Origin of the sequence: Rhizobium sp. BR 317, assembly GCF_047445835.1 — a bacterium.
GTDB lineage: Bacteria > Pseudomonadota > Alphaproteobacteria > Rhizobiales > Rhizobiaceae > Rhizobium > Rhizobium paranaense.
Map to the genome: position 1 here is coordinate 169,212 of NZ_JARWLB010000011.1, position 18,577 is coordinate 187,788.

General features: G+C 59.0%; 15 protein-coding genes. 8 read left to right on the forward strand and 7 right to left on the reverse strand.

Annotation, left to right across the window (positions count from 1 at the left end; translation table 11 throughout):
* Positions 1-3: 3 nt before the first annotated feature.
* The 4 genes from QD357_RS18960 to QD357_RS18975 form a co-directional block, all read right to left on the reverse strand.
* Complete coding sequence (locus QD357_RS18960) at positions 4-822, reverse strand: sugar phosphate isomerase/epimerase family protein (protein WP_183939245.1); 819 nt, start codon at positions 820-822, stop codon at positions 4-6.
* Positions 823-826: 4 nt separating this feature from the next.
* A complete protein-coding gene (locus QD357_RS18965; protein WP_183939247.1) occupies positions 827-1,663 on the reverse strand; it encodes a carbohydrate ABC transporter permease in 837 nt (278 codons plus the stop codon).
* Positions 1,660-2,490: a carbohydrate ABC transporter permease gene (locus tag QD357_RS18970; RefSeq protein WP_414124775.1), complete on the reverse strand. Its 831-nt coding sequence runs from the start codon at positions 2,488-2,490 to the stop codon at positions 1,660-1,662. The genes QD357_RS18965 and QD357_RS18970 overlap by 4 nt, the downstream gene beginning before the upstream one ends.
* A 103-nt stretch (positions 2,491-2,593) precedes the next feature.
* On the reverse strand, positions 2,594-3,928 hold the full coding sequence (locus tag QD357_RS18975) for an ABC transporter substrate-binding protein (protein WP_183939251.1): 1,335 nt from the start codon (positions 3,926-3,928) through the stop codon (positions 2,594-2,596).
* Positions 3,929-4,106: 178 nt separating this feature from the next.
* Here QD357_RS18975 and QD357_RS18980 point away from each other — a divergent pair, with 178 nt between their 5' ends.
* Positions 4,107-5,255, forward strand: coding sequence for a Gfo/Idh/MocA family protein (locus tag QD357_RS18980; RefSeq protein WP_414124744.1), 1,149 nt, complete (start codon positions 4,107-4,109; stop codon positions 5,253-5,255).
* A 21-nt stretch (positions 5,256-5,276) separates the two neighbouring features.
* On the forward strand, positions 5,277-6,230 hold the full coding sequence (locus tag QD357_RS18985; protein WP_183939255.1) for an alpha/beta hydrolase fold domain-containing protein: 954 nt from the start codon (positions 5,277-5,279) through the stop codon (positions 6,228-6,230).
* Positions 6,231-6,249: 19 nt separating this feature from the next.
* Here QD357_RS18985 and QD357_RS18990 read toward each other — a convergent pair whose 3' ends face one another.
* Positions 6,250-7,284, reverse strand: a complete 1,035-nt coding sequence (locus QD357_RS18990) for a LacI family DNA-binding transcriptional regulator (protein WP_183939257.1) — start codon at positions 7,282-7,284, stop codon at positions 6,250-6,252.
* Between the two features lie 242 nt (positions 7,285-7,526).
* Positions 7,527-8,432, reverse strand: a complete 906-nt coding sequence (locus tag QD357_RS18995; protein ID WP_183939349.1) for a sugar-binding transcriptional regulator — start codon at positions 8,430-8,432, stop codon at positions 7,527-7,529.
* A 237-nt stretch (positions 8,433-8,669) separates the two neighbouring features.
* Between QD357_RS18995 and QD357_RS19000 the strand changes: the two genes are divergently transcribed.
* The 5 genes from QD357_RS19000 (at position 8,670) to QD357_RS19020 (ending at position 14,146) form a co-directional block, all read left to right on the forward strand.
* Positions 8,670-9,611: a tagatose-bisphosphate aldolase gene (locus QD357_RS19000; RefSeq protein WP_183939259.1), complete on the forward strand. Its 942-nt coding sequence runs from the start codon at positions 8,670-8,672 to the stop codon at positions 9,609-9,611.
* Positions 9,604-11,016, forward strand: coding sequence for an ROK family protein (locus QD357_RS19005; protein WP_183939261.1), 1,413 nt, complete (start codon positions 9,604-9,606; stop codon positions 11,014-11,016). The genes QD357_RS19000 and QD357_RS19005 overlap by 8 nt, the downstream gene beginning before the upstream one ends.
* 230 nt (positions 11,017-11,246) lie before the next feature.
* On the forward strand, positions 11,247-12,236 hold the full coding sequence (locus QD357_RS19010) for a substrate-binding domain-containing protein (protein WP_414124745.1): 990 nt from the start codon (positions 11,247-11,249) through the stop codon (positions 12,234-12,236).
* Between the two features lie 106 nt (positions 12,237-12,342).
* Positions 12,343-13,407 (forward strand): ABC transporter permease subunit, encoded by a 1,065-nt coding sequence (locus QD357_RS19015; protein WP_414124746.1) that lies wholly within the window; start codon positions 12,343-12,345, stop codon positions 13,405-13,407.
* Positions 13,400-14,146, forward strand: coding sequence for an ATP-binding cassette domain-containing protein (locus QD357_RS19020; protein ID WP_183939266.1), 747 nt, complete (start codon positions 13,400-13,402; stop codon positions 14,144-14,146). The genes QD357_RS19015 and QD357_RS19020 overlap by 8 nt, the downstream gene beginning before the upstream one ends.
* Here QD357_RS19020 and treZ read toward each other — a convergent pair.
* Positions 14,143-15,948, reverse strand: a complete 1,806-nt coding sequence (gene treZ, locus QD357_RS19025; protein ID WP_414124747.1) for a malto-oligosyltrehalose trehalohydrolase — start codon at positions 15,946-15,948, stop codon at positions 14,143-14,145. The two genes, QD357_RS19020 and treZ, sit on opposite strands and share 4 nt — an antisense overlap.
* Positions 15,949-16,061: 113 nt before the next feature.
* Between treZ and treY the strand changes: the two genes are divergently transcribed.
* Entirely contained in the window at positions 16,062-18,563 is a 2,502-nt protein-coding gene (gene treY, locus QD357_RS19030; RefSeq protein ID WP_414124748.1) for a malto-oligosyltrehalose synthase, read from the forward strand.
* Positions 18,564-18,577 lie beyond the last annotated feature (14 nt).

Consider the following 18,577-nt stretch of genomic DNA (forward strand, 5'->3'; position numbering starts at 1 on the left):
TCCTTACGCGCCGCAGCTGCGCATCGTTTCGCGGTTGGCCTTTATGGCTGCGGCAGGATCAGCCGCGGCCGTCTCGGATTCCTCTTCCAGCACCAGCCATCCGTTGAAGCGCGGTGCCTGAGAAACGAGATCAATCACCGCCGGCGTATCGAGAACGCCTTTGCCGAGCATCGCCCATCGGTCCTGCGCATCGACATCCTTGAGGTGCAGATAGCGAATCCGATCCCGGTAGGTGCGCATGGTATCGAGGATATCGTCATGTCCGCGCAAGATATGGCCGGTGTCGGGAACCCAGCCAACCAGTGTGGGATCGAGCAGCGCGAAGATCCGATCGTAGTCGGCACGGTTGAACAGCAAGGTGTTGTGATGCGAACTCGGATGGACGGCGACCCCGACGCCGGATGCCTTACCGAGCGCGCCGGCGCGATTGTAGAACTCGGCGGCGATGGCAAACTTGTCGTCACGCGCGCCTTCCGAGACGATGGTCGCGGAGCCGATCGAGACAAGCGCGCCTGGGAATTGTGCGGCATAGTCGATCCAGCGCTGTGCCGTGGCTAGATCCTTTTCCATTGCGTCGGCAACCGTGAAACCGCTTTTGGAGCCGAAGGCGAAGGAGACGAGCTGCAAACCCATATCTCTCAGAGCCCTGGCGAATTCGCCGGGCTTTGCGGCGTAGTGGCCGATCATCGTGTCGGTAATTTCGATGCCCGAATACCCGCCCGTGGAAATCGCCGAGAGCAAATCGTCCGGCGTACCGGCCCAAGCGTCGCCGAGCATTTCCCATGTGAACGTCTGGCAGCCGACCTTTAGATCCCTGGTCATGTCGTCATTCCTTGATTCCGCCCTGCGTCAGGCCTTCGATAATGTGTCGTTGGAAGAAGAGGACCAAAACAATCAGCGGCACGGTGACGACCGCCGACGCAGCGGCGATGTCTCCCCAGGGCACGTAGTATTGGTTGGTGAAATTGGCGATGCCCACCGGAATGGTCTGGCTGTCGCTATCGGATGTGAAGGCCAGTGCGAATAGGAACTCGTTCCAGGCGGTGATGAAGGCGAGCAGGCCCGTGGTCACGAGGCTGGGGAGCGACATCGGCAGGATGATATGCCAAAGCAGGCCGATCACCCCCACGCCATCCATGCGCGCGGCTTCGTCGATCTCCCGCGGCAGCGTTTCGAAATAGCCGAACAGAACCCAAGTCACGAGCGGTAGCCCAAGCGCCAGATAGGTGATGATCAGGGCACGGTAGGTGTCCAGAAGGCCCAAGTCGGACGCGATCAGATAGAGCGGTCCGACAAGCGCGATCTGCGGAAACATTGAGACCGACAGGATGACCATGAGGATTCCAAATCGCCCTTTCACATCGAGACGGGAAAGGGCAAAGGCGGCGAGCGAACCGACGATCAGGCAGAGAGCCGTGGTCGCGAGCGATACGATGAGCGAGTTCAAGACATAGTGGTGCAGGCCCTTTTCCACGAAGGCATTGTAATAATGCTCCAGCGTGAATGGGTGCGGGATCAACGACGGCGTGCCTTCCGTCAGTGCTTTGTCGAGTTGGAACGAGGTCGAGAACTGCCAAAGGAACGGCCCCGCGGACCAAACGAGAATGAGAAGTGCGCCAAGATAGATCGTGATGCTCTGGAAGACTGGGCGGCTGCCGTTCATGTCGTCTTCCTTAGCTGCCTGACCAGGAAAAGACAGAACACCAGGGCGATCACGCCTTCGGTGATGAACATTGCGGTCGAAATGGCCGAACCGTAACCGAACTGCAGCGTCGCGAAGAGCACCTTGTAGGACAGCGTTGAAAGCGTTTCGGTGGAATCGGCCGGACCGCCGCCAGTCAGCACATAGACCAGATCGAAAACGCGAAATGCGTCCAGCGCCCGGAAAAGACCGGCAATGAGCAGGGTCGGCAGCAGCAGAGGCAGGCGGATATTCCAGAAGATCGTCCATGCCCCGGCGCCGTCCATACGGGCGGCCTCGATCAGCGACTTCGGAACGGTCTGCAGTCCGGTCAGCAGGAGCAACGCCATGAAGGGCGTCGTTTTCCAGACATCGGCAAGGATAATCGTCGTCAGTGCCGTCTCGGGCGCACCATACCAGTTCACATTCTGATCGATCAAACCGAGCTGGAGCAGGATGAAATTGATAATGCCATGCTGCCCGTCGAACAGCCATCCAAACATCTTTGACGTCACGACCGTTGGCATTGCCCAGGGAACCAGCATTGCCGCGCGGACGATGCCGCGGCCGCTGAAAGCCTCGCAAAGGATCAGTGCCATAGCTAGGCCGATCAGCGTCTCAAGCCCGGTCGATGCGGCGGTGAACCAGATCGTGTGCCACCAGGCATTCCAGAACGGCGGGTCCGTCAATAGTTGCACATAGTTGGCAAAGCCGATGAAATCATTGTCCTGCGTAATCAGGGAACGGTTGGTGAAGGAAAGATAGACGCCATTGATGATCGGATAGAAGGAGACCGATCCCAGCGACATGAAGGCCGGCAACAGCAGGAGCCAGGGCCAGAGGGCGCTCGGAAGCGCCCCCATTGACCTTCGCGTCCTGCTGTCGGCGGGGGCCGTCAATGCAGTGGCCATATCAGGCAACGATTTTGTTGATCTGATCGGCGGCAGCCTTGAGCTCAGCCTGGACGTTGCCGCTGACCAGAGCCTTGGAAATGCTGGACTGCAACGCCAGCGTCACCTTGGCATATTGTGGGGTGATCGGCCGGGGCGTGGCGCCGGTGAAGACGTTTTGCAGGCTTGCCATAAACGGCTGTTCGGCCTTCAGCTTTGCATTTTCGAAGATTGCGGGGCGCGAGGGCGCGAGGCCGAAATTCAAAGCGAGACGGGTCTGGGTTTCCGGAGACGACATCCATGTCAGGAACTCGATCGCCGCTTCCCGCTTCTTGGAATTGGCATTGACGCCAAGCTGATAGCCGCCGAGGCATGCTGCACTTTTGCCGCCGGGAAAATGCGGCAGCGGCGCAACCGCGACCTTGTCGACGACGTGCGAGGCTTTCGGGTCCTGCGCKATCGGATAGACATAGGACCAGTTGCGCATGAACATCGCTTCGCCCGAGGTGAAGGGCTGACGGGAAGGCTCTTCGTCCCAGGAAAGAACATTCTGAGGGCTGATTTTCGTCTTGTTGATCGTGTCGTAAAGAAACTGGATCGCCTCGACCGCGGCCTTCTCACCAATCACAGACGATTTGCCATCGGCGGCCAGGATGGAGCCGCCATTTGAGGTGATAACCTCAACAGCATCGCAGATCAGGACCTCGGCCTGCTTGCCTTGCCAGAGATAGCCGAATTTGGTGTCGCCGGCCTTCTGAGCGGCAGCCGCCATGGTTGCCATGTCGCCCCAGGTTTCGGGAACCTTGCCGCCATGCTTTTCGACGAGATCCTTGCGATAGTAGAACATGCCGGAATCGACGAACCACGGAAGCGCGGTCAGCTTTTCATTGTAGGTGCAGGCTGCGACCGTTCCGGGAAAATAATCGCTGCGTTTTTCCTTCGGGAAATACTGGTCCAGCGGTAATGCCCAGCCGGCCGCCGCAAAACCGGCGATCCAGATGACGTCCTGGCTGAATACGTCAGGCGTTCCGTTACGGCGGGCCAACTGCTGGATCAGGCCCTGGTAGACCTCGGTCGACGAACTCGGCGGCGGGAGCTCGATGAATTTGACCATGATGCGGTCCTGCGACTCGTTATAGGCCTTGACGAGATCGCCGATACCTTCCTTGCCGAAGAAACTTGCGCTGGCAAAGCTGATCTCCGTGCGGTCGGCAGCGCGCGCCGTGCGCATCCCAAGGCCCGATGCGATACCGAGGGTCGCCGCGCCCGCGGCTCCAATCAGCAACTGGCGACGGTCGAGCATTACGGAACCTGCGGCCACGTTTGAAGCGGCCGGCACTTTCTTGAAGTCGCTCATGTTTCCCTCCCAGGAAAGACTGACGCCCTCCAAAAATCTCCGCGCCAGCATTAGCATATGTTTGATAAAAAATTGTCGCGCGTCAAGAAATAAGATGCTTTAAATCACTTTATGACGCGTCGGGCCGGTTCGCCCGTTGGTGAGATATCGGCCGTCGGATCTTGGAGGATTTTGAAAAATGATTGAAAAAACAAACGAAAACCTTGGCGTCGGCATCATCGGTTGCGGCAACATATCGATGACCTATCTGCGTAACGCCGCATTATTTAGCGGTATCCAGCTGCGCGCCTGCGCCGATATTTCGGCTGACGCTGCGGCTCTTCGCGCACGGGAATTCGGCATTCGCAGCGTAAGCGTCGATCAGCTACTTGCAGATCCCGAGGTCGATCTCGTTCTCAACCTGACTGTGCCGGCGGTGCATTTCGACGTCACCATGTCGGCCTTGTCCGCCKGCAAGCACGTCTTCACGGAAAAGCCGCTGGCAACATCGGCGGCAGACGGGCGGATTTTGGTAGCTGAGGCGAAAAACCGGGGTTCGCTGCTCGGCTCGGCGCCCGACACCTTCCTTGGCGCGGCGGGCCGGCGGGCGCGTCGTTTGATGGAGCAGGGCGCGATCGGTCGCCCCGTCAGCGGCACTGCCTTCATGATGGGACGCGGCATGGAGCACTGGCATCCCAATCCGCAATTCTACTATCAGCCTGGGGGCGGCCCGGTTTTCGATATGGGCCCTTACTATCTGACCATGATGGTGAATTTGCTCGGTCCCGTGGTGCGCGTCATGGCGATGGCAACGAAAGGCCAGGACGAACGCCTCATCACCGCGGAGGGCCCCTTCAAGAATACGAGGTTCAAGGTCGGGACGCCGACCAACGTTCTGTCGCTGCTCGAATTTCAATCCGGTGCGACCGTCAACTTCGGCGCATCCTGGGATGTCTTCCGCCATTCCAATCACCCAATCGAGCTGCACGGCACCGAAGGTTCGTTGCGCCTGCCGGATCCTGATACTTTCGGTGGAACGGTCTCCCTGTCCGAACGGGGCGCCGAGTGGCGAAATTTCGAAAGCGATGGTGAGCTTTACGGCGAACGGAACTGGCCGTTTGCCGCGCCGGACAGGGCAAACTATCGTATGCTCGGCGTTGCCGACTTAGCTCGCGCACTTACCGAAAACAGGCCGCCGCGCGCGTCGGGGGAGCTGGCTCTTCATGTCCTCGAAATCATGGAGGCTATTCTTGCTTCCGGCGAGAGCGGGCGGTCAGTCAGCGTCGGCGGTGGCCTGGCGCGGCCGCCGCTTCTTGGCGAGGACGAAGCCCGCAGTTTTTTGGTCTGATCGCTGCATGGGAGACGCAATGTGACGGGATATCTCGATGAAGAAGCGCAATGGATTCTCGACGTCAGTAGAGCGGCGAAGGCTCGGCCACTTGAAAGTGGGAGCCCCCTGGAAGCCCGCATCGCCTACAATGCTGGCAGCCCGGCGCTGCAGGGCGCCCGGGAAGCGGTTGCTTCGGTAGAGGATCGCCAGATCAGCGGCCCCAACGGCCCGATCAGCGTGCGCATCTATCGCGGCATCGGAACGCCTTCCAAGGATGGCCCAGGTCTTCTCTATCTCCACGGCGGCGGCTGGGTGATCGGCAATCTCGACTCTCACGACGAGATTTGCCGATGGTTCGCCAATCTCGCCGAATGCACCGTGGTCTGCCCTGACTATCGCCTGGCACCGGAGCACAAGTTTCCCGCTGGCCTGACGGATTGCGCTGCGACGCTGGCATTCATGGTGCAGTCTGCCACGGAACTCGGCGTCGATCCCAAACGGCTCGCGGTAGCCGGCGACAGCGCCGGCGGCAATCTTGCAGCCGTGCTGGCATTGATGGCGCGGTCGGTCGAGGCTCCGCAAGTTGCTGCGCAACTGCTCTTCTATCCCAACACGGATGCCAGGCAGACGACCGACGGCTATCGCCGCTACGCCGAAGGCTTCGGTTTAACCGCAACGACGATGAAATGGTTTCGCGACCATTATGTCCGCACGCCAGCCGATATCATGGATTGGAAGGTCTCACCCTTGCTGGCCGAAACTGTTGCCGCGGTAGCGCCGGCATTCATTGCCACGGCTGGTCATGACATTCTGGTGGACGAAGGCATGGCCTATGCCACGCGGCTACAACAGGGTGGGGTTCGCGTGGTGGCGCGCCATTGGCCGGGGCAGATTCACGGCTTTGTGTCGATGGGAAGATTCATGCCGGCCGCACGGCAAGCGGTCGAGGACGCAGTCGCGGCGTGGCGGAGCTTTGAAGGGAATCCAGATTGAGCGAGACCTCGCCCTCGCTCTATGCTGATTGCCGCATGACCAGCGTCCCATCCAGCGAGACTTTGCTTGCGATCGTGTGAACCGGTGCGTCCGTGTCTCCGAGGAGCGTCAGCAGAGTATCAACGCTGCTCACGGTCATGGACGCAAAATCCTGCGCCATCGTCGTTAGCGGCGGACAGGTGTAGCGGCTCAGCGGGTGATCGTCATGGGCTGCTATACGCAGGTCGTCGGCCTTCTTGCGCCCGATCTTCAGCCCATGCGCGAAAGCGGCAGCCATGACGCCGAAGGCAAGGCGATCATTGGCGCAGAGGATGGTCTTGAATGACAGCTTCCCGGCTTTGAGCATCCCGTCCATTTGCTCGTAGCCGACGCGCTCGAAATCCCATGTGTAGGGGGCAATGGTCTTGATCACCTTGGGCTCGTGGCCGGACGCCTCCATCGTGGCGATATAGCTCGCCAATCTCTCCGGGGAGTTGTGATTGACGTGAGGAATGTCGAAATAGACTGGCGCCTCTCCGGATCGGCACAGATATTCCACGATTATCGAGACGCTCTGGTGATTATTGTTGCCGATGAATGGCGTGTTGCCCTCGATATAGGTGTCGAAATAGACGAGCGGGACATTCTGCGTGAGTTTTTCAAAGGCGCGCGGATCGGATTTCTGCCCGAGTGGCGCGGCGATCGCACCTGCGACCTTCAATGACAGCATGGTGCTGACGGCCTCGGCCTCCAGCTCGGGCAGGCCGTGCGAGGAAATCACGATCGGCCAATAGCCTTCACCCCGCAGCCGCAGTTCCAGCCGGTTGACCATCTCGGCGTAGAAGGGGTCGGTCAGGGCCGGAACGAGAATGCCGATATTGCGGGTTCTCTTTCGATTGAGGTTTCKAGCGTAAAGATTTGGCTGGTAGTCCGACGCACGAAGGGCCGCCTCGATGAGCGCGCGTGTCGCCGGTTTCACGCTCGTCGGATCATCAAAATATTTGGAAAGGGTTGGGCGAGAGACACCGCAGGACTTCGCAAAGTCCTCCATGGTCTTATGCGTCAGTTTTTCCATCGATCGTCGACCATATTCAAATCACCGTACCCGACAATCATCGTTATGCGTCTGCGTGGAAACAGGCGCAACCCGCAAACGTAAATTCCAGGCAAGTTCTTTCGAGCCTTGTGTCACGCAAAAACATTGCATGCGCAAAATTTATAATTTGACGCGCAAAATACAAGCCATAAGAAAATGGCTTGGTTGGCCTGCCGCATCAACCAGCAAACAGATTTCTCTTCAGAGCGCCGGAGAAGACCTCAGCTTTTGTCGGCGGCGGATAAGCGATCGAGGATGGCATGCGCCGTATTTGCGTCTGTTACTAGAGCATTGATCATGCCCGACCGTGCAGCGCCAATGATGCCGGGCGCCTTGGCGGGTGTTGCCGCAACTGCAATGCACAAGGGAATCCGTTGCAATTGTTGTGGCGACGCAGCGATCATGCGCTCCTCGCCGTCCCAATGAAGGATTTCGCCTGCCTCGGTAACGTAGTGGCGCAGAACATCGCCCGCCGCATGACTGAGGGCTTTTTCTCCCGGGAGGGCGGCCGTGGCTTCGGAGGGGTTTGCAGCGTGCGTCAGGCCGACGCCGACGATCGCAGCATCCAGCTTATTCCACAGGGATGTCACTTGCTGAACCGTGGGGTCTGCGAGGAACGCATCGCGCAGCTCTGAGGACGAAATGTAGGGAGCGTGCAGAAAATGCGGAACTCCGCCCATTTGCTCCGCAGCCTGGCGCACGAACTCATTGATCTGAAAATGCGGAGCTGCCTGCTGCATCCCTCCGTTGAGAGCAATGGTCACGATACCTGGCAACTGCGGCAGGCCCGCAAAGGTAACTTCACGAATAGCTCGTCCCCAGCCGATGCCAAGCGTCGAGCCCGACCGCAGTCCCGCCTGTTGCAGCAACGACCCGACCGGCGGGGCAAGCGCGCCGAGGACGTTCGACGATGGCGTATCGATCACGACAGCATTGCGTAATTTCAGGCCGTCAACCAATGCCGCGCTCAAATCTTCCGACGGGGAAAGGTCGATCACCTCAATCCGAACGATGCCGGCCGAGCGTGCTTTCTGAAGCAGCCGCGAGACCGTAGCCGTTGATAATCCAAGCTTTTTGGCAATATCAACTTGCGACATATCAGATTGGTAATGCAGCTTCGCAACCATATGCAGCAATGCACGGTTCGTTGCAGGCTCCTGCGACTGAGACGAATTCAGATTGAAATTCCTTTCTGCAATGTGTTACATAGTCGGCACGTGAGGTGTTATCGCTCAAAACGGCCGGTTTCGCAATGATTATGCAGGCTCCAGAGCGCTCTCCATGTTTTCGTTGGCCATCCCTTCCAAACCCGGGGTGAGACGCGCTTTCAGCATCCGGTTTGGAACGGGCTAAGGGAGGATCAGATGTCGAGGTTGACGACAGCCGAAATGCGAGGTTACCAACAGATTTGCGGTCATGACGGAGCCATGATGGTGATCGCCTGCGATCAGCGCGGCGGCATGCGCAGCCTGCTTGCGAGCGACCCGCAGGAGCAGGCCGCCATATCCGACAAGACTCTCGGCGACACGAAGGCCGATATCGCCATGTTCCTTGCAAGCAAAGCATCTTGCGTTCTCGTCGATCCGATCTGTGCMGTTCCGGCATTGGTCGACGACCGGATTATCAGGCGCGATACCGCGCTTTTGATTGGCCTGGATGCATCGGGATGGGATACGTCGCCAGAAGGCTATCGCCTTTCCAAACTGGTTGCCGGCATTTCGGCCCGTCGCGTCCGCCAACTCGGCGCCACCGGCGGCAAGATCATGGTCTATCTCCGCGCTGACCGGGAGGAGGCGAACAGCCACAACATMAACATCCTGCGCCAATGCATCGAGGATTTCGCGCGCGAGGACCTGCTGCTGGTCGTCGAATTCCTGACATACAAGTTCGATGACGAAGACGAAGCGGACTACAGGGCAAAGCTGCCCTCGCTCGTCGTCGGCGGCAGCAAGATTTGCCTGGACTGCGGAGCGAAGGTCCTGAAGATCCCCTATCCTGGCACTGCCGAGGCTTGTGCGGAAGTGACGAGGCTTGCAGGGGAGGTGCCCTGGGCAGTGCTGTCGGCTGGTGTTGATCACTCGACGTTCTTGCGACAGGTGGAAGATGCCATGCGCAACGGCGCGTCCGGCGTGATCGCAGGCAGGTCGCTATGGAAAGACTGCATCTCGCTCGACCGCTCCATCACGAGGGACCGATTGGAAACGGTCGCCGTTCCGCGGCTTCGCGAAATTCAAGCTGTCATCGCAGCACATTTCAAAGGCGTTAGGTCTGAAGGTCTCGATCAGGGACAGAAAGCAGATGTCTGAATTAGCCATTGGCGTGGACATTGGCGGCACGAATATCCGTGCGGCCCTCGTCTCCAAGCGAGGCGAAATTCTCAAAAAGCTGTCGGAGCGGACACCGACCGATCCGCGGCAGGTCTTTGAGCGCGTCAAGGCGATGGCGCATCAACTCGATGCGGCCGACGTTGTTGGTCTTGGCGTAGGCATTCCCGGTCGTGTCGACATTGCAAATCGCGCCGTTCTATCCGGCGGCATTTTGAACTTGGCCGGCATGGACCTCGTCGATCATCTGGAGACAAGTCTCGGCAAGAGGGTCGTCATCGAAAATGATTGCAGCATGGCGCTCATAGCCGAAATGAGCATTGGCGCTGCCAGAGGCTTTCAAAGCGTCGCCATGCTGACTATCGGAACGGGGATCGGCGGCGCGGTTGCTCAGGACGGCAGCATCTATCACGGCCATAGGACTGCCGGGCAGTTTGGCCACATCTGCGTTCAACAGGATGGTCCCGAATGTGCATGTGGAAGACGCGGTTGCGTGGAAACCTTCAGCTCGGGAACGGCGCTGCGCCGGCACCTAAATGAAGCGGGACTATCGGCTGCATCCATTGCCGATGTTTTTGAAATGGCGTCAAACGGAGATGTGACGGCCCGGGCAGTGTTACACGCTTGGGCGGCGCCCCTGCGCGTAGCGCTCGACAACATAGCTGCAACGATGGACCCGGAACTCATCATATTGGGAGGGGGCCTCGGCTCCGACGCGGCGCGAGCGCTTGCAGATCTTCCGGCGGTGGCGCCATGGTTTCGCCCGACAATCCTGCCGGCCAAACTTGGGGATGATGCTGGGGTCATCGGCGCCGCCCTATCGACATTCTCAGGCGCCCTCCGCTGTGTTGAAAAGCGTGTCGTGCTGGTCAACGGTGTGCCGGCATCGGGAAAAAGCCGCCTTGCCAAATTGCTCTCGCAACGCACCGGATGGCCGGTCCTTTCCCTCGATGGCATCAAGAATCCCTTCCTGGAGCACATCGGCGGCGTAGACCGGGAGTTCAACCGGACGCTCGGAAAGGCAAGCTATCAGGCCATTTGGTCGGCAATTCGCGAGGCCCCGGCCGGGTCGACGTTCGTCATCGACGCGTGGTTTGGCTTTCAGCCCAAGACCGTGCTCGAAGCCTATATTAAGGATGCCGGCGTCGACCGTGTCGCAGAGCTTTGGTGCAAGGTTCCCGGCGTCGTTGCTGGCGACCGGTATGGCCGTCGCTTGAAAGACAGGCTGCCCGGCCATCCGGGAGCGGAATACATCCCGGAACTGGTGGTGCTCGCCGATCGTGCCGAACCCATGGGATGCGGCCCATTGATGACTGTCGACCAGACAAAGGAACCGGACATGGACGATGTAATGGCCTGGATTTCGAAGGTGTTCGACCAGACATGAAAACGGCCGCCTTCCAGGCGGCCGAAGAAAGCTCAGACCTGACTTCAAAACGCTGTGAGACACTTCGTCGGCGGCAGGGTGCGGCGCGTTGCCGATCGCGGCGATTTATAAGTCTTTTCAAATAGATGTTGGAAATTCGTTGCAGAAAAAAATTACTTGACGGCCCGCTATAAGCCGCTKATTATCCATTCCGCCGGACAGGGGAGGTCTGGTTTCAAGAGGAGGAAATTATGGAGCGCCGTTCATTTCTCAAGGCCACTGCCGTGGCAACGCTTGCCACCGGTGTTTCGGCTGTTGCCGGAGGCGTCAAAGCACAAGACAAGAAGTTTACCATTGCCCTGATTCCGGGTCTCACGACCGATGCCTTCTATATCACCATGCGCAAGGGCGCTGAGGCCGCCGCCAAGGCGGTAGGCGCTGAACTCATGTTCCAGGGCGCATCCGACTTCAACCCTGTCACACAGGTTCCGGTTCTCGATGCTGTCATCGCCAAGAAACCGGATGCGATCCTGATTGCACCGACCGACAAAGATCAATTGGTCCAGCCGCTGAAGAAAGCTGCCGATGCGGGTATCCCCGTTATCACCGTCGATACGTTCATCGGCACCGGTGTCTATCAAACCGGCAGCGGCGACGCCGATTTTCCGCTTTCCTACATCGCCTCGGACAACTTGCTCGGTGGGGCAATTGCGGCGCGCGCGCTTGCCAAGGCCGTCGGCGAAAAAGGCAAGGTCTACGTTTCAAACGTGAAGCCCGGCATCTCGACGACCGACCAGCGCGAGCAGGGTTTCAAGGACGAGATGAAAAAATATCCGAACATCACCGTTCTGGAAACGCAGTATAATGACGACGATGCCAACAAAGCCGCGTCGCAGCTTCAGGCCGTCTACGCCCGCAATTCCGATCTTGACKGCGTTTTCGGTGCCAACCTGTTTTCCGCGCTCGGCGCCGCAAACGGCGTGCAGCAGGCGGGCCAGACGGGCAAGATCCGCGTCGTTGCCTTTGATGCACCGACGACGATCGTCGACAATATCAATTCCGGCCTGGTTGATCTCGCGATTGCCCAGCATCCGGCCGAAATCGGCTATTTCGGTGTGATGGCAGCTTACGCCCATCTGACCGGCAACTCGATCCCGACCTCCATCGGTACCGGTTTCACGGTCATCGACAAATCGAATGTCACCGATAAGAACGTCGCGAAATTCATCTACTCCGATTGATCGGATGAAGTCTGCGCCTCGCTCAAGGGCGAGGCGCATCCTTGACCATAGTAGAGGGACTGGCGTGGCGACTTTTGTTCGTCCTCGCTCGAGTTCGGGTTGATTTATGAGCATCGACAATATCGAGACCCGCCAGGCGGATCAGCATGTGGCGCCAGAGGCGGACCACGGCGATCAGGCAAAAACCATCGTCAACCGCATCGCACAGTTGCGCGCATGGCTCTTCCTTGCCGCGCTGATCGTGATTTTCGAGATCTGGGCGCGTATCGATTTCGGCGGCACCTTTGTCGGCTCGGCCTTCAACTGGCAGTCGGTCGCCGTTTTTGCCGTGGCACCGCTCCTGCTTGCCATCGGCCAGACCTTCGTCATCATATCCGGCGGTATCGACCTTTCGACCGGCTTCATCATGGGTCTTGCCGCGGTCGTTGCCGCGCATGTCACCAATATGGTTGGCCTTTATATGCCGCTGCCAATAGCCATGCTTTTCGGCATACTCGTCGCCATGCTCGCCGCCACGGTGCCCGGCTGCATCAACGGCCTTTTGATCTCCCGTCTTAAGGTTCCGCCCTTCATCGGCACGCTTGGTATGTTCGGTGTTGCGCGCGGTACCGCGTTTCTTCTCGCCGGCGGCACGACCGTGCCCGTCAAGAATTCCTATTTCGCCGAGCTCGGCAACGGCCGTTTCTATGGTGTGCCCTATCTCGTCATCGTCACGCTGATCTTCGTGGTGATCATGCATTACCTGCTGAGCCAGACACGCTTTGGCCAGCACAATTATGCGATCGGCGCCAATGCGCAGGCGGCACGACGGGCCGGCATCGATATAAAATCCCATCTGCTGCGGCTCTACATGCTTTCGGCGATCTGCGCCGGTCTCGGTGGCGCGCTCTATGCTGCCCGCTTCACCGCCGGTGCTGCCCAGGCGGGTGAACCGCTGCTGCTCGACAGCGTGGCCGCGGTCGTCATCGGCGGCGCCAGCCTGTTTGGTGGTTCGGGCACGATCATCGGCACCATTGCAGGCGCCCTGGTCATCGCCGTCATTCAGTACGGTTTGGTTTTCATGAATGTGGAGCCGTTCTGGCAGTTCATCGCCGTCGGTATCGTCATCATCATTTCGGTGCTCATCGACCAGGCGCAGCGCCGGTTCAGCGGAGCAAAACAGGATGAATAGCGCAGCGCCTCTTCTCGAAGTCCGGAATCTGTCGCGCTATTTCGGCGCCGTTCAAGCCTTGGACAATTGCTCCATGGTGGTTCACCCCGGCGAGGTCGTAGCGCTGGCAGGAGACAATGGCGCCGGCAAAACGACGATGATCAAGACGATCTCGGGCGTCTATCCGCCGACGGCCGGTGAAATCCTGATTGAGGGACAACCGGTCACCTTTTCCTCCCCACAGGATGCGCGGGAAAAGGGAATAGAGACGATCTATCAGGATTTGGCGCTTGCCGACAATCTGACGATCGGCTCCAACATCTTCCTTGGGCGCGAACCGATGAAGAAGCTCTTCGGTTTCCTGCCCGTCATCGACCGGAAGGCCATGGCGGAAGCTGCGCGCGCCACGATGGCGAAGCTCGACTTCCATGTGAAACGGCTTGATGCACCGGTCAGCAACTTCTCCGGCGGCCAGCGTCAGGCGGTCGCGATCGGGCGGGCGGTCTATTGGAATGCCCGCATCCTGATCATGGACGAACCGACCGCAGCACTCGGCGTGCCGGAGCAGCGCAAGGTCGTGGCATTGATCAAATCGCTGAAAGCCCAAGGCCGCGGCGTGATCTTCATCTCGCACAATCTGCAGGATATTTTTGCCGTGTCCGACCGCATTGTCGTCCTTCGCCGCGGTATCGTTGCCGGGGAGCGCAAGATCAGCGAGACGACCCATGAGGAAGTCGTCAAGCTGATGATTGGCGGCTAACCGATCGGGTGTGCGCCGCCCCGGTCTTTGTCGGGGGTGCCTGACGACAGGCCCCAAGCGACCGTCCAAGGGCCGATTTGACCGCTGGAAATGCTGCCTGATACCAAGAGTGTCTGCGCCTCCGGAGGAATTGCTGCGGCAATGGCCTCGTCCGACAAATTGGCAACAAGACTGAGGGTTGCCTGGCCCAACCGCCATGTAACTCGCACCAGCGGCCCGCCTTTGTCGTAGACGGCCGAGTGGCCCTTGGCGTGCTTGAGAAGCGGCACGATCTTTTCATGCCGGAGCGTTATCAACCGCTCGTAATATGCATTGAGGGCTTTACCCTGCTCTGCCTCGTCCCAACGCAACTTGGCACTGCGAAAAGTAGCCTCGCAAGTCGGATCGGGCGCGTCTTCCGCATCGAAGCCCGGCAGGCGCGACAGCTCCGCCTTGCGGCCAAGCCTCACCTTGCTGTTCAGATCCTCGTCGAAATCGCAGAAGAAGGGAAAGGGCGTGGCGGCACCCCATTCCTCGCCCATGAACAGCATCGGGATTTGTGGTGAKAGCAGATAAATGGCGGCAATGGCCTTCATGGCTTCGATCGAATGGGAAGCAACCATCCGGTCGCCCATAGCCCTGTTGCCCACCTGATCGTGGTTCTGGATGAATGAGATGAAAGCCGTTGGCGGCAGGTCGGCACTCGGTGATCCCCGAGTGTGTCCTCGATATCCCATAAGTTCGCCTTGAAACACGAAGCCCTCGGCAAGTGCCCGGCCCATATGCGATCTATGATCGACGTAGTCCTGGTAGTAGCCGAAGGTCTCGCCGGTGGCAGCGACGTGAAAAGCGTGGTGGATGTCGTCGTTCCATTGCGCCGTGAAGTGATATGGCTTGCCATGGGGATCGCGGGCCAAAAGAGCTGAATTATTGTCCTCGTTCTCGACGATGAGATGGATGTGGCGCTCAGGAAACGTCCGTCTGACGCTGTCGGCGAGCTCGTTGAGGATATGCTGATCGCTGTCGTCTTTGATGGCGTGAACGGCATCGAGCCGCAGACCATCCATGCCAAACACGTCTAACCAGTAGATTGCGTTTTCAATGACGAAGTCGCGAACGAAGCGGCTGCCTTCGCCATCATAGTTGAGACCTTTGCCCCAGGGGCTCTTGTGCCGGTCGTTGAAGATCGGCGCGTAGACCGGCAGATAGTTTCCGTCCGGTCCGAAGTGGTTGTAGACGACGTCGAGGAAGACGCAGATGCCGCGCTCATGCGCGGCATCGACKAGCATTTTCAGATCTTCGGGACGACCATAGCTGCTGTCCGGCGCATAAGGCAAAACACCATCATAGCCCCAGCCGTGCCGCCCCGGGAAGTCGCTAAGCGGCATGAGCTGGATCGCCGTGATGCCAAGCCGCTGCAGGTGATCGAGCTTTTCGATGACTGACAGAAATGTGCCAGCTTGGGTAAAGGCCCCGACATGCAGTTCGTAAATAACGATTTCCTCCCAGGGCCGGCCTTTCCAATGGTCCGCACGCCACTCGAAGGCCGGATCGATCAGCTCGCTCGGGCCATGAACATCCTTCGGCTGGAAGCGGGACGCTGGATCCGGCACTTCCAAACCATGAGCGAGAATGAATTTGTACAGGTCGCCCGGGCGTGCCTCGGGTATTTCGGCGACATGCCAGCCGTCTTGCTCCCGTCGCATCTCCCATTCCCCGCGCCGCTCGATCCTGACCTTCAGGCGGTCCTGCAACGGTGCCCAGATGCGAAATGTGACGGCATGCGCTTGGATATCGGGCCCGAACGTGAAGCTGTCTCGCATGTCGCCTCCGTGTCACCGGCTTCAAACTCAGCGCAATCTTCAACGCATCTTGTCGGCGAGTGTTCCGGAGCCGGAACCGATCTTGTTTGGCCCCGTTGATAAAAGCCATTCTCATGCGAGGGGAAGCCATKAACGTTCCGACCTCCACCTATCGCCTGCAATTGCGCGGCGGCGTCACATTCGATCGGGCGAGTGAGCTGGTTCCCTATCTGAAAGATCTTGGCATCAGCCACCTCTACCTCTCGCCGATCTTCACCGCCACCGGGGGGTCGACGCACGGTTACGACATCACCGATCCAAACGAGATCGATCCGGCGATTGGCGGCCGAAAGGGTTTCGACATCCTGACGGCAAGTTTGCAGAAAGCCGGGCTCGGCCTCATCGTCGATATCGTTCCGAACCATATGGCTGCCTCGCTGGAAAACCCCTGGTGGAGGGACGTCCTGCGATACGGGCCGAAGAGCGCTTACGCACGCCATTTTGATATCGACTGGAGCGAGAAGCTGACATTGCCGCGGCTTGGAAAGCGCTTCGAAGAAGCCCTTGCGGCGGGTGAGCTTCAACTGCGCTCCGATGCCACCGACGATCTTTTGCAATTGGCTTATTTCGACAATTGCTTCCCGCTTTCCGAAGACAGCGCCCAATTCGTGATGGCGCAGACAGGAACGGATACAGAGCGATTGCTGGCTTTCTCAAGCGACGCTGCCAAAATGAAGGAGCTGATCGACAAGCAGCACTGGCAATTGCTCTGTTGGAAGGATGCGGCTCGGCATCTCAACTATCGCCGCTTCTTCGAGGTCGCAGGGCTGGTCGGGATAAGAGTGGAAGACGAGCAGGTTTTTCAAGACACGCATCGGATGACGATAGACCTGGTTCGTTCCGGTCAGGTGCAGGGCTTGCGCATCGACCATATCGACGGGCTAGCGGATCCGAAAACCTATCTCGAACGGCTGCGGCGGTCGGTCGGCGCCGATACGTTCATCGTGGTCGAGAAGATCCTTGGCCGCGGAGACACCTTGCCGGCAGACTGGCCCGTATCGGGGACCACGGGATACGAATTCATCTCCGCCATGACAGACCTTTTCATTGCTGGAGATGGACTAGAAAAAATCGAGGCGGCATACGAGATCGTCGACAAAGAGCATGGCGACTTTGCCGGCGGTTTGCGCAACGCGAAGCTCTTGATGATCGAGCGCAATTTTGCTGGCGAGACGGCACGGCTAACCAAGCTGGCCTGCTTGATTTTCCCCGGTTGCGACGAAGTGGAAATGTCGTCGGCGCTTCGGGAACTGTTGGTCGCGTTTCCGGTCTATCGCACCTACTGTTACCGAGGAGCGCTGTCTGCTGAGGATGAAGCGGTCATCCGTGGCGCGGTCGATAAGGCCCAAGCCAGATTGCTGGCGGCCGGCGCGCTGAACGCGGTAAAAAGCCTGCTGTGTGGAGAAATCGCCGGTGACCGGGCCGTGGAATTCCGAGCGAGATTTCAGCAGCTCAGCGGCCCCGTCATGGCAAAGGCCGTCGAGGATACGCTTTTTTATCGCTACAACCGGTTGATCGCGATGAATGAAGTTGGCGGCGAACCCGCAATGCCACCGCGCGGCATCGCCGCCTTTCACCAGATGATGGCGGACCGGCTTCAGCGCCAACCGTATGGGCTTTCCGCCACATCGACGCATGATACGAAACGCGGAGAAGATGCGCGCGCCCGTCTCTACGGTCTCTCACAGTATCCCAATGCCTGGATCGACGGTGTCGCGCGGTGGCGTGCCTTGAACGCGGCTTTTCGCACCGATCTTGCAGATGGACCAGCGCCGGAGCCCAATATCGAATGGATGTTGTATCAGGCGCTGGCCGGTATCTGGCCGGCCGATCTCGAGCAAAACAGCATGGATGAGCTGAAAGGTCGGTTCGCAGCCTATGCGCTAAAGGCGATACGCGAGGCAAAGTTGCGAACGGATTGGATGGATGAAAAGCCCGCATATGAGATGGCGGTTCTGGACTATGCCAGCGCTTTGCTTTCGCCTCAGAACCAGGCCTTCCTGAACGATTTTGGGAGGACACTGCAGCCATTTATCAAGCTTGGCTATTTGAACAGCCTGTCTCAGGTGCTGATCAAGCTCACCGCCCCCGGCATTCCCGATATCTACCAGGGCGCCGAGGGTCTCGATTTCAGTATGGTCGATCCCGATAACCGAAGGCCGGTCGATCGCCGGCCAGCCGACGCTTCGCGGAGCCAATCGCCCTTCGAAGAGCCGTGGGCCAGATCCCTGAAACGGCAGATCATCCGTAGCGTCCTGCGCCACCGCAAGGACCATCCCGAACTCTTTCTCGAGGGCAGCTATCTACCGCTAGGTGTCAGAGKACAGTGGGCGGACAAGCTTGTCGCCTTCGCACGAGTTCATCGGAAGGAGGCGGCAATCACCATCGTTCAGCGGTTGGTGGATGCCGGCAGCACCGGATCTGATTTCTGGGGGGAAACGATCGTGTCGATGCCGCCTCCGCTTAGCGAGCAAATGCGTGACCTGCTGACGGGTAAGCCGCTGGCCGCGGGCGATATTTCGGCGGCGCAATTGTTCAAGGATTATCCTGTCTCCTTCCTCGTTACTCCAGATTAGCCGTGTCGCCGGCC

Bases quoted from the DNA above. Each gene is read 5' to 3' on its own strand.
- QD357_RS18960 (WP_183939245.1), bottom strand. From the start codon at position 822: ATGACCAGGGATCTAAAGGTCGGCTGCCAGACGTTCACATGGGAAATG.
- QD357_RS19020 (WP_183939266.1), top strand. From the start codon at position 13,400: ATGAATAGCGCAGCGCCTCTTCTCGAAGTCCGGAATCTGTCGCGCTAT.
- QD357_RS18995 (WP_183939349.1), bottom strand. From the start codon at position 8,432: ATGGTTGCGAAGCTGCATTACCAATCTGATATGTCGCAAGTTGATATT.
- QD357_RS18970 (WP_414124775.1), bottom strand. From the start codon at position 2,490: ATGTCGCTGGGATCGGTCTCCTTCTATCCGATCATCAATGGCGTCTAT.
- QD357_RS19015 (WP_414124746.1), top strand. From the start codon at position 12,343: ATGAGCATCGACAATATCGAGACCCGCCAGGCGGATCAGCATGTGGCG.
- QD357_RS18965 (WP_183939247.1), bottom strand. From the start codon at position 1,663: ATGAACGGCAGCCGCCCAGTCTTCCAGAGCATCACGATCTATCTTGGC.
- QD357_RS19005 (WP_183939261.1), top strand. From the start codon at position 9,604: ATGTCTGAATTAGCCATTGGCGTGGACATTGGCGGCACGAATATCCGT.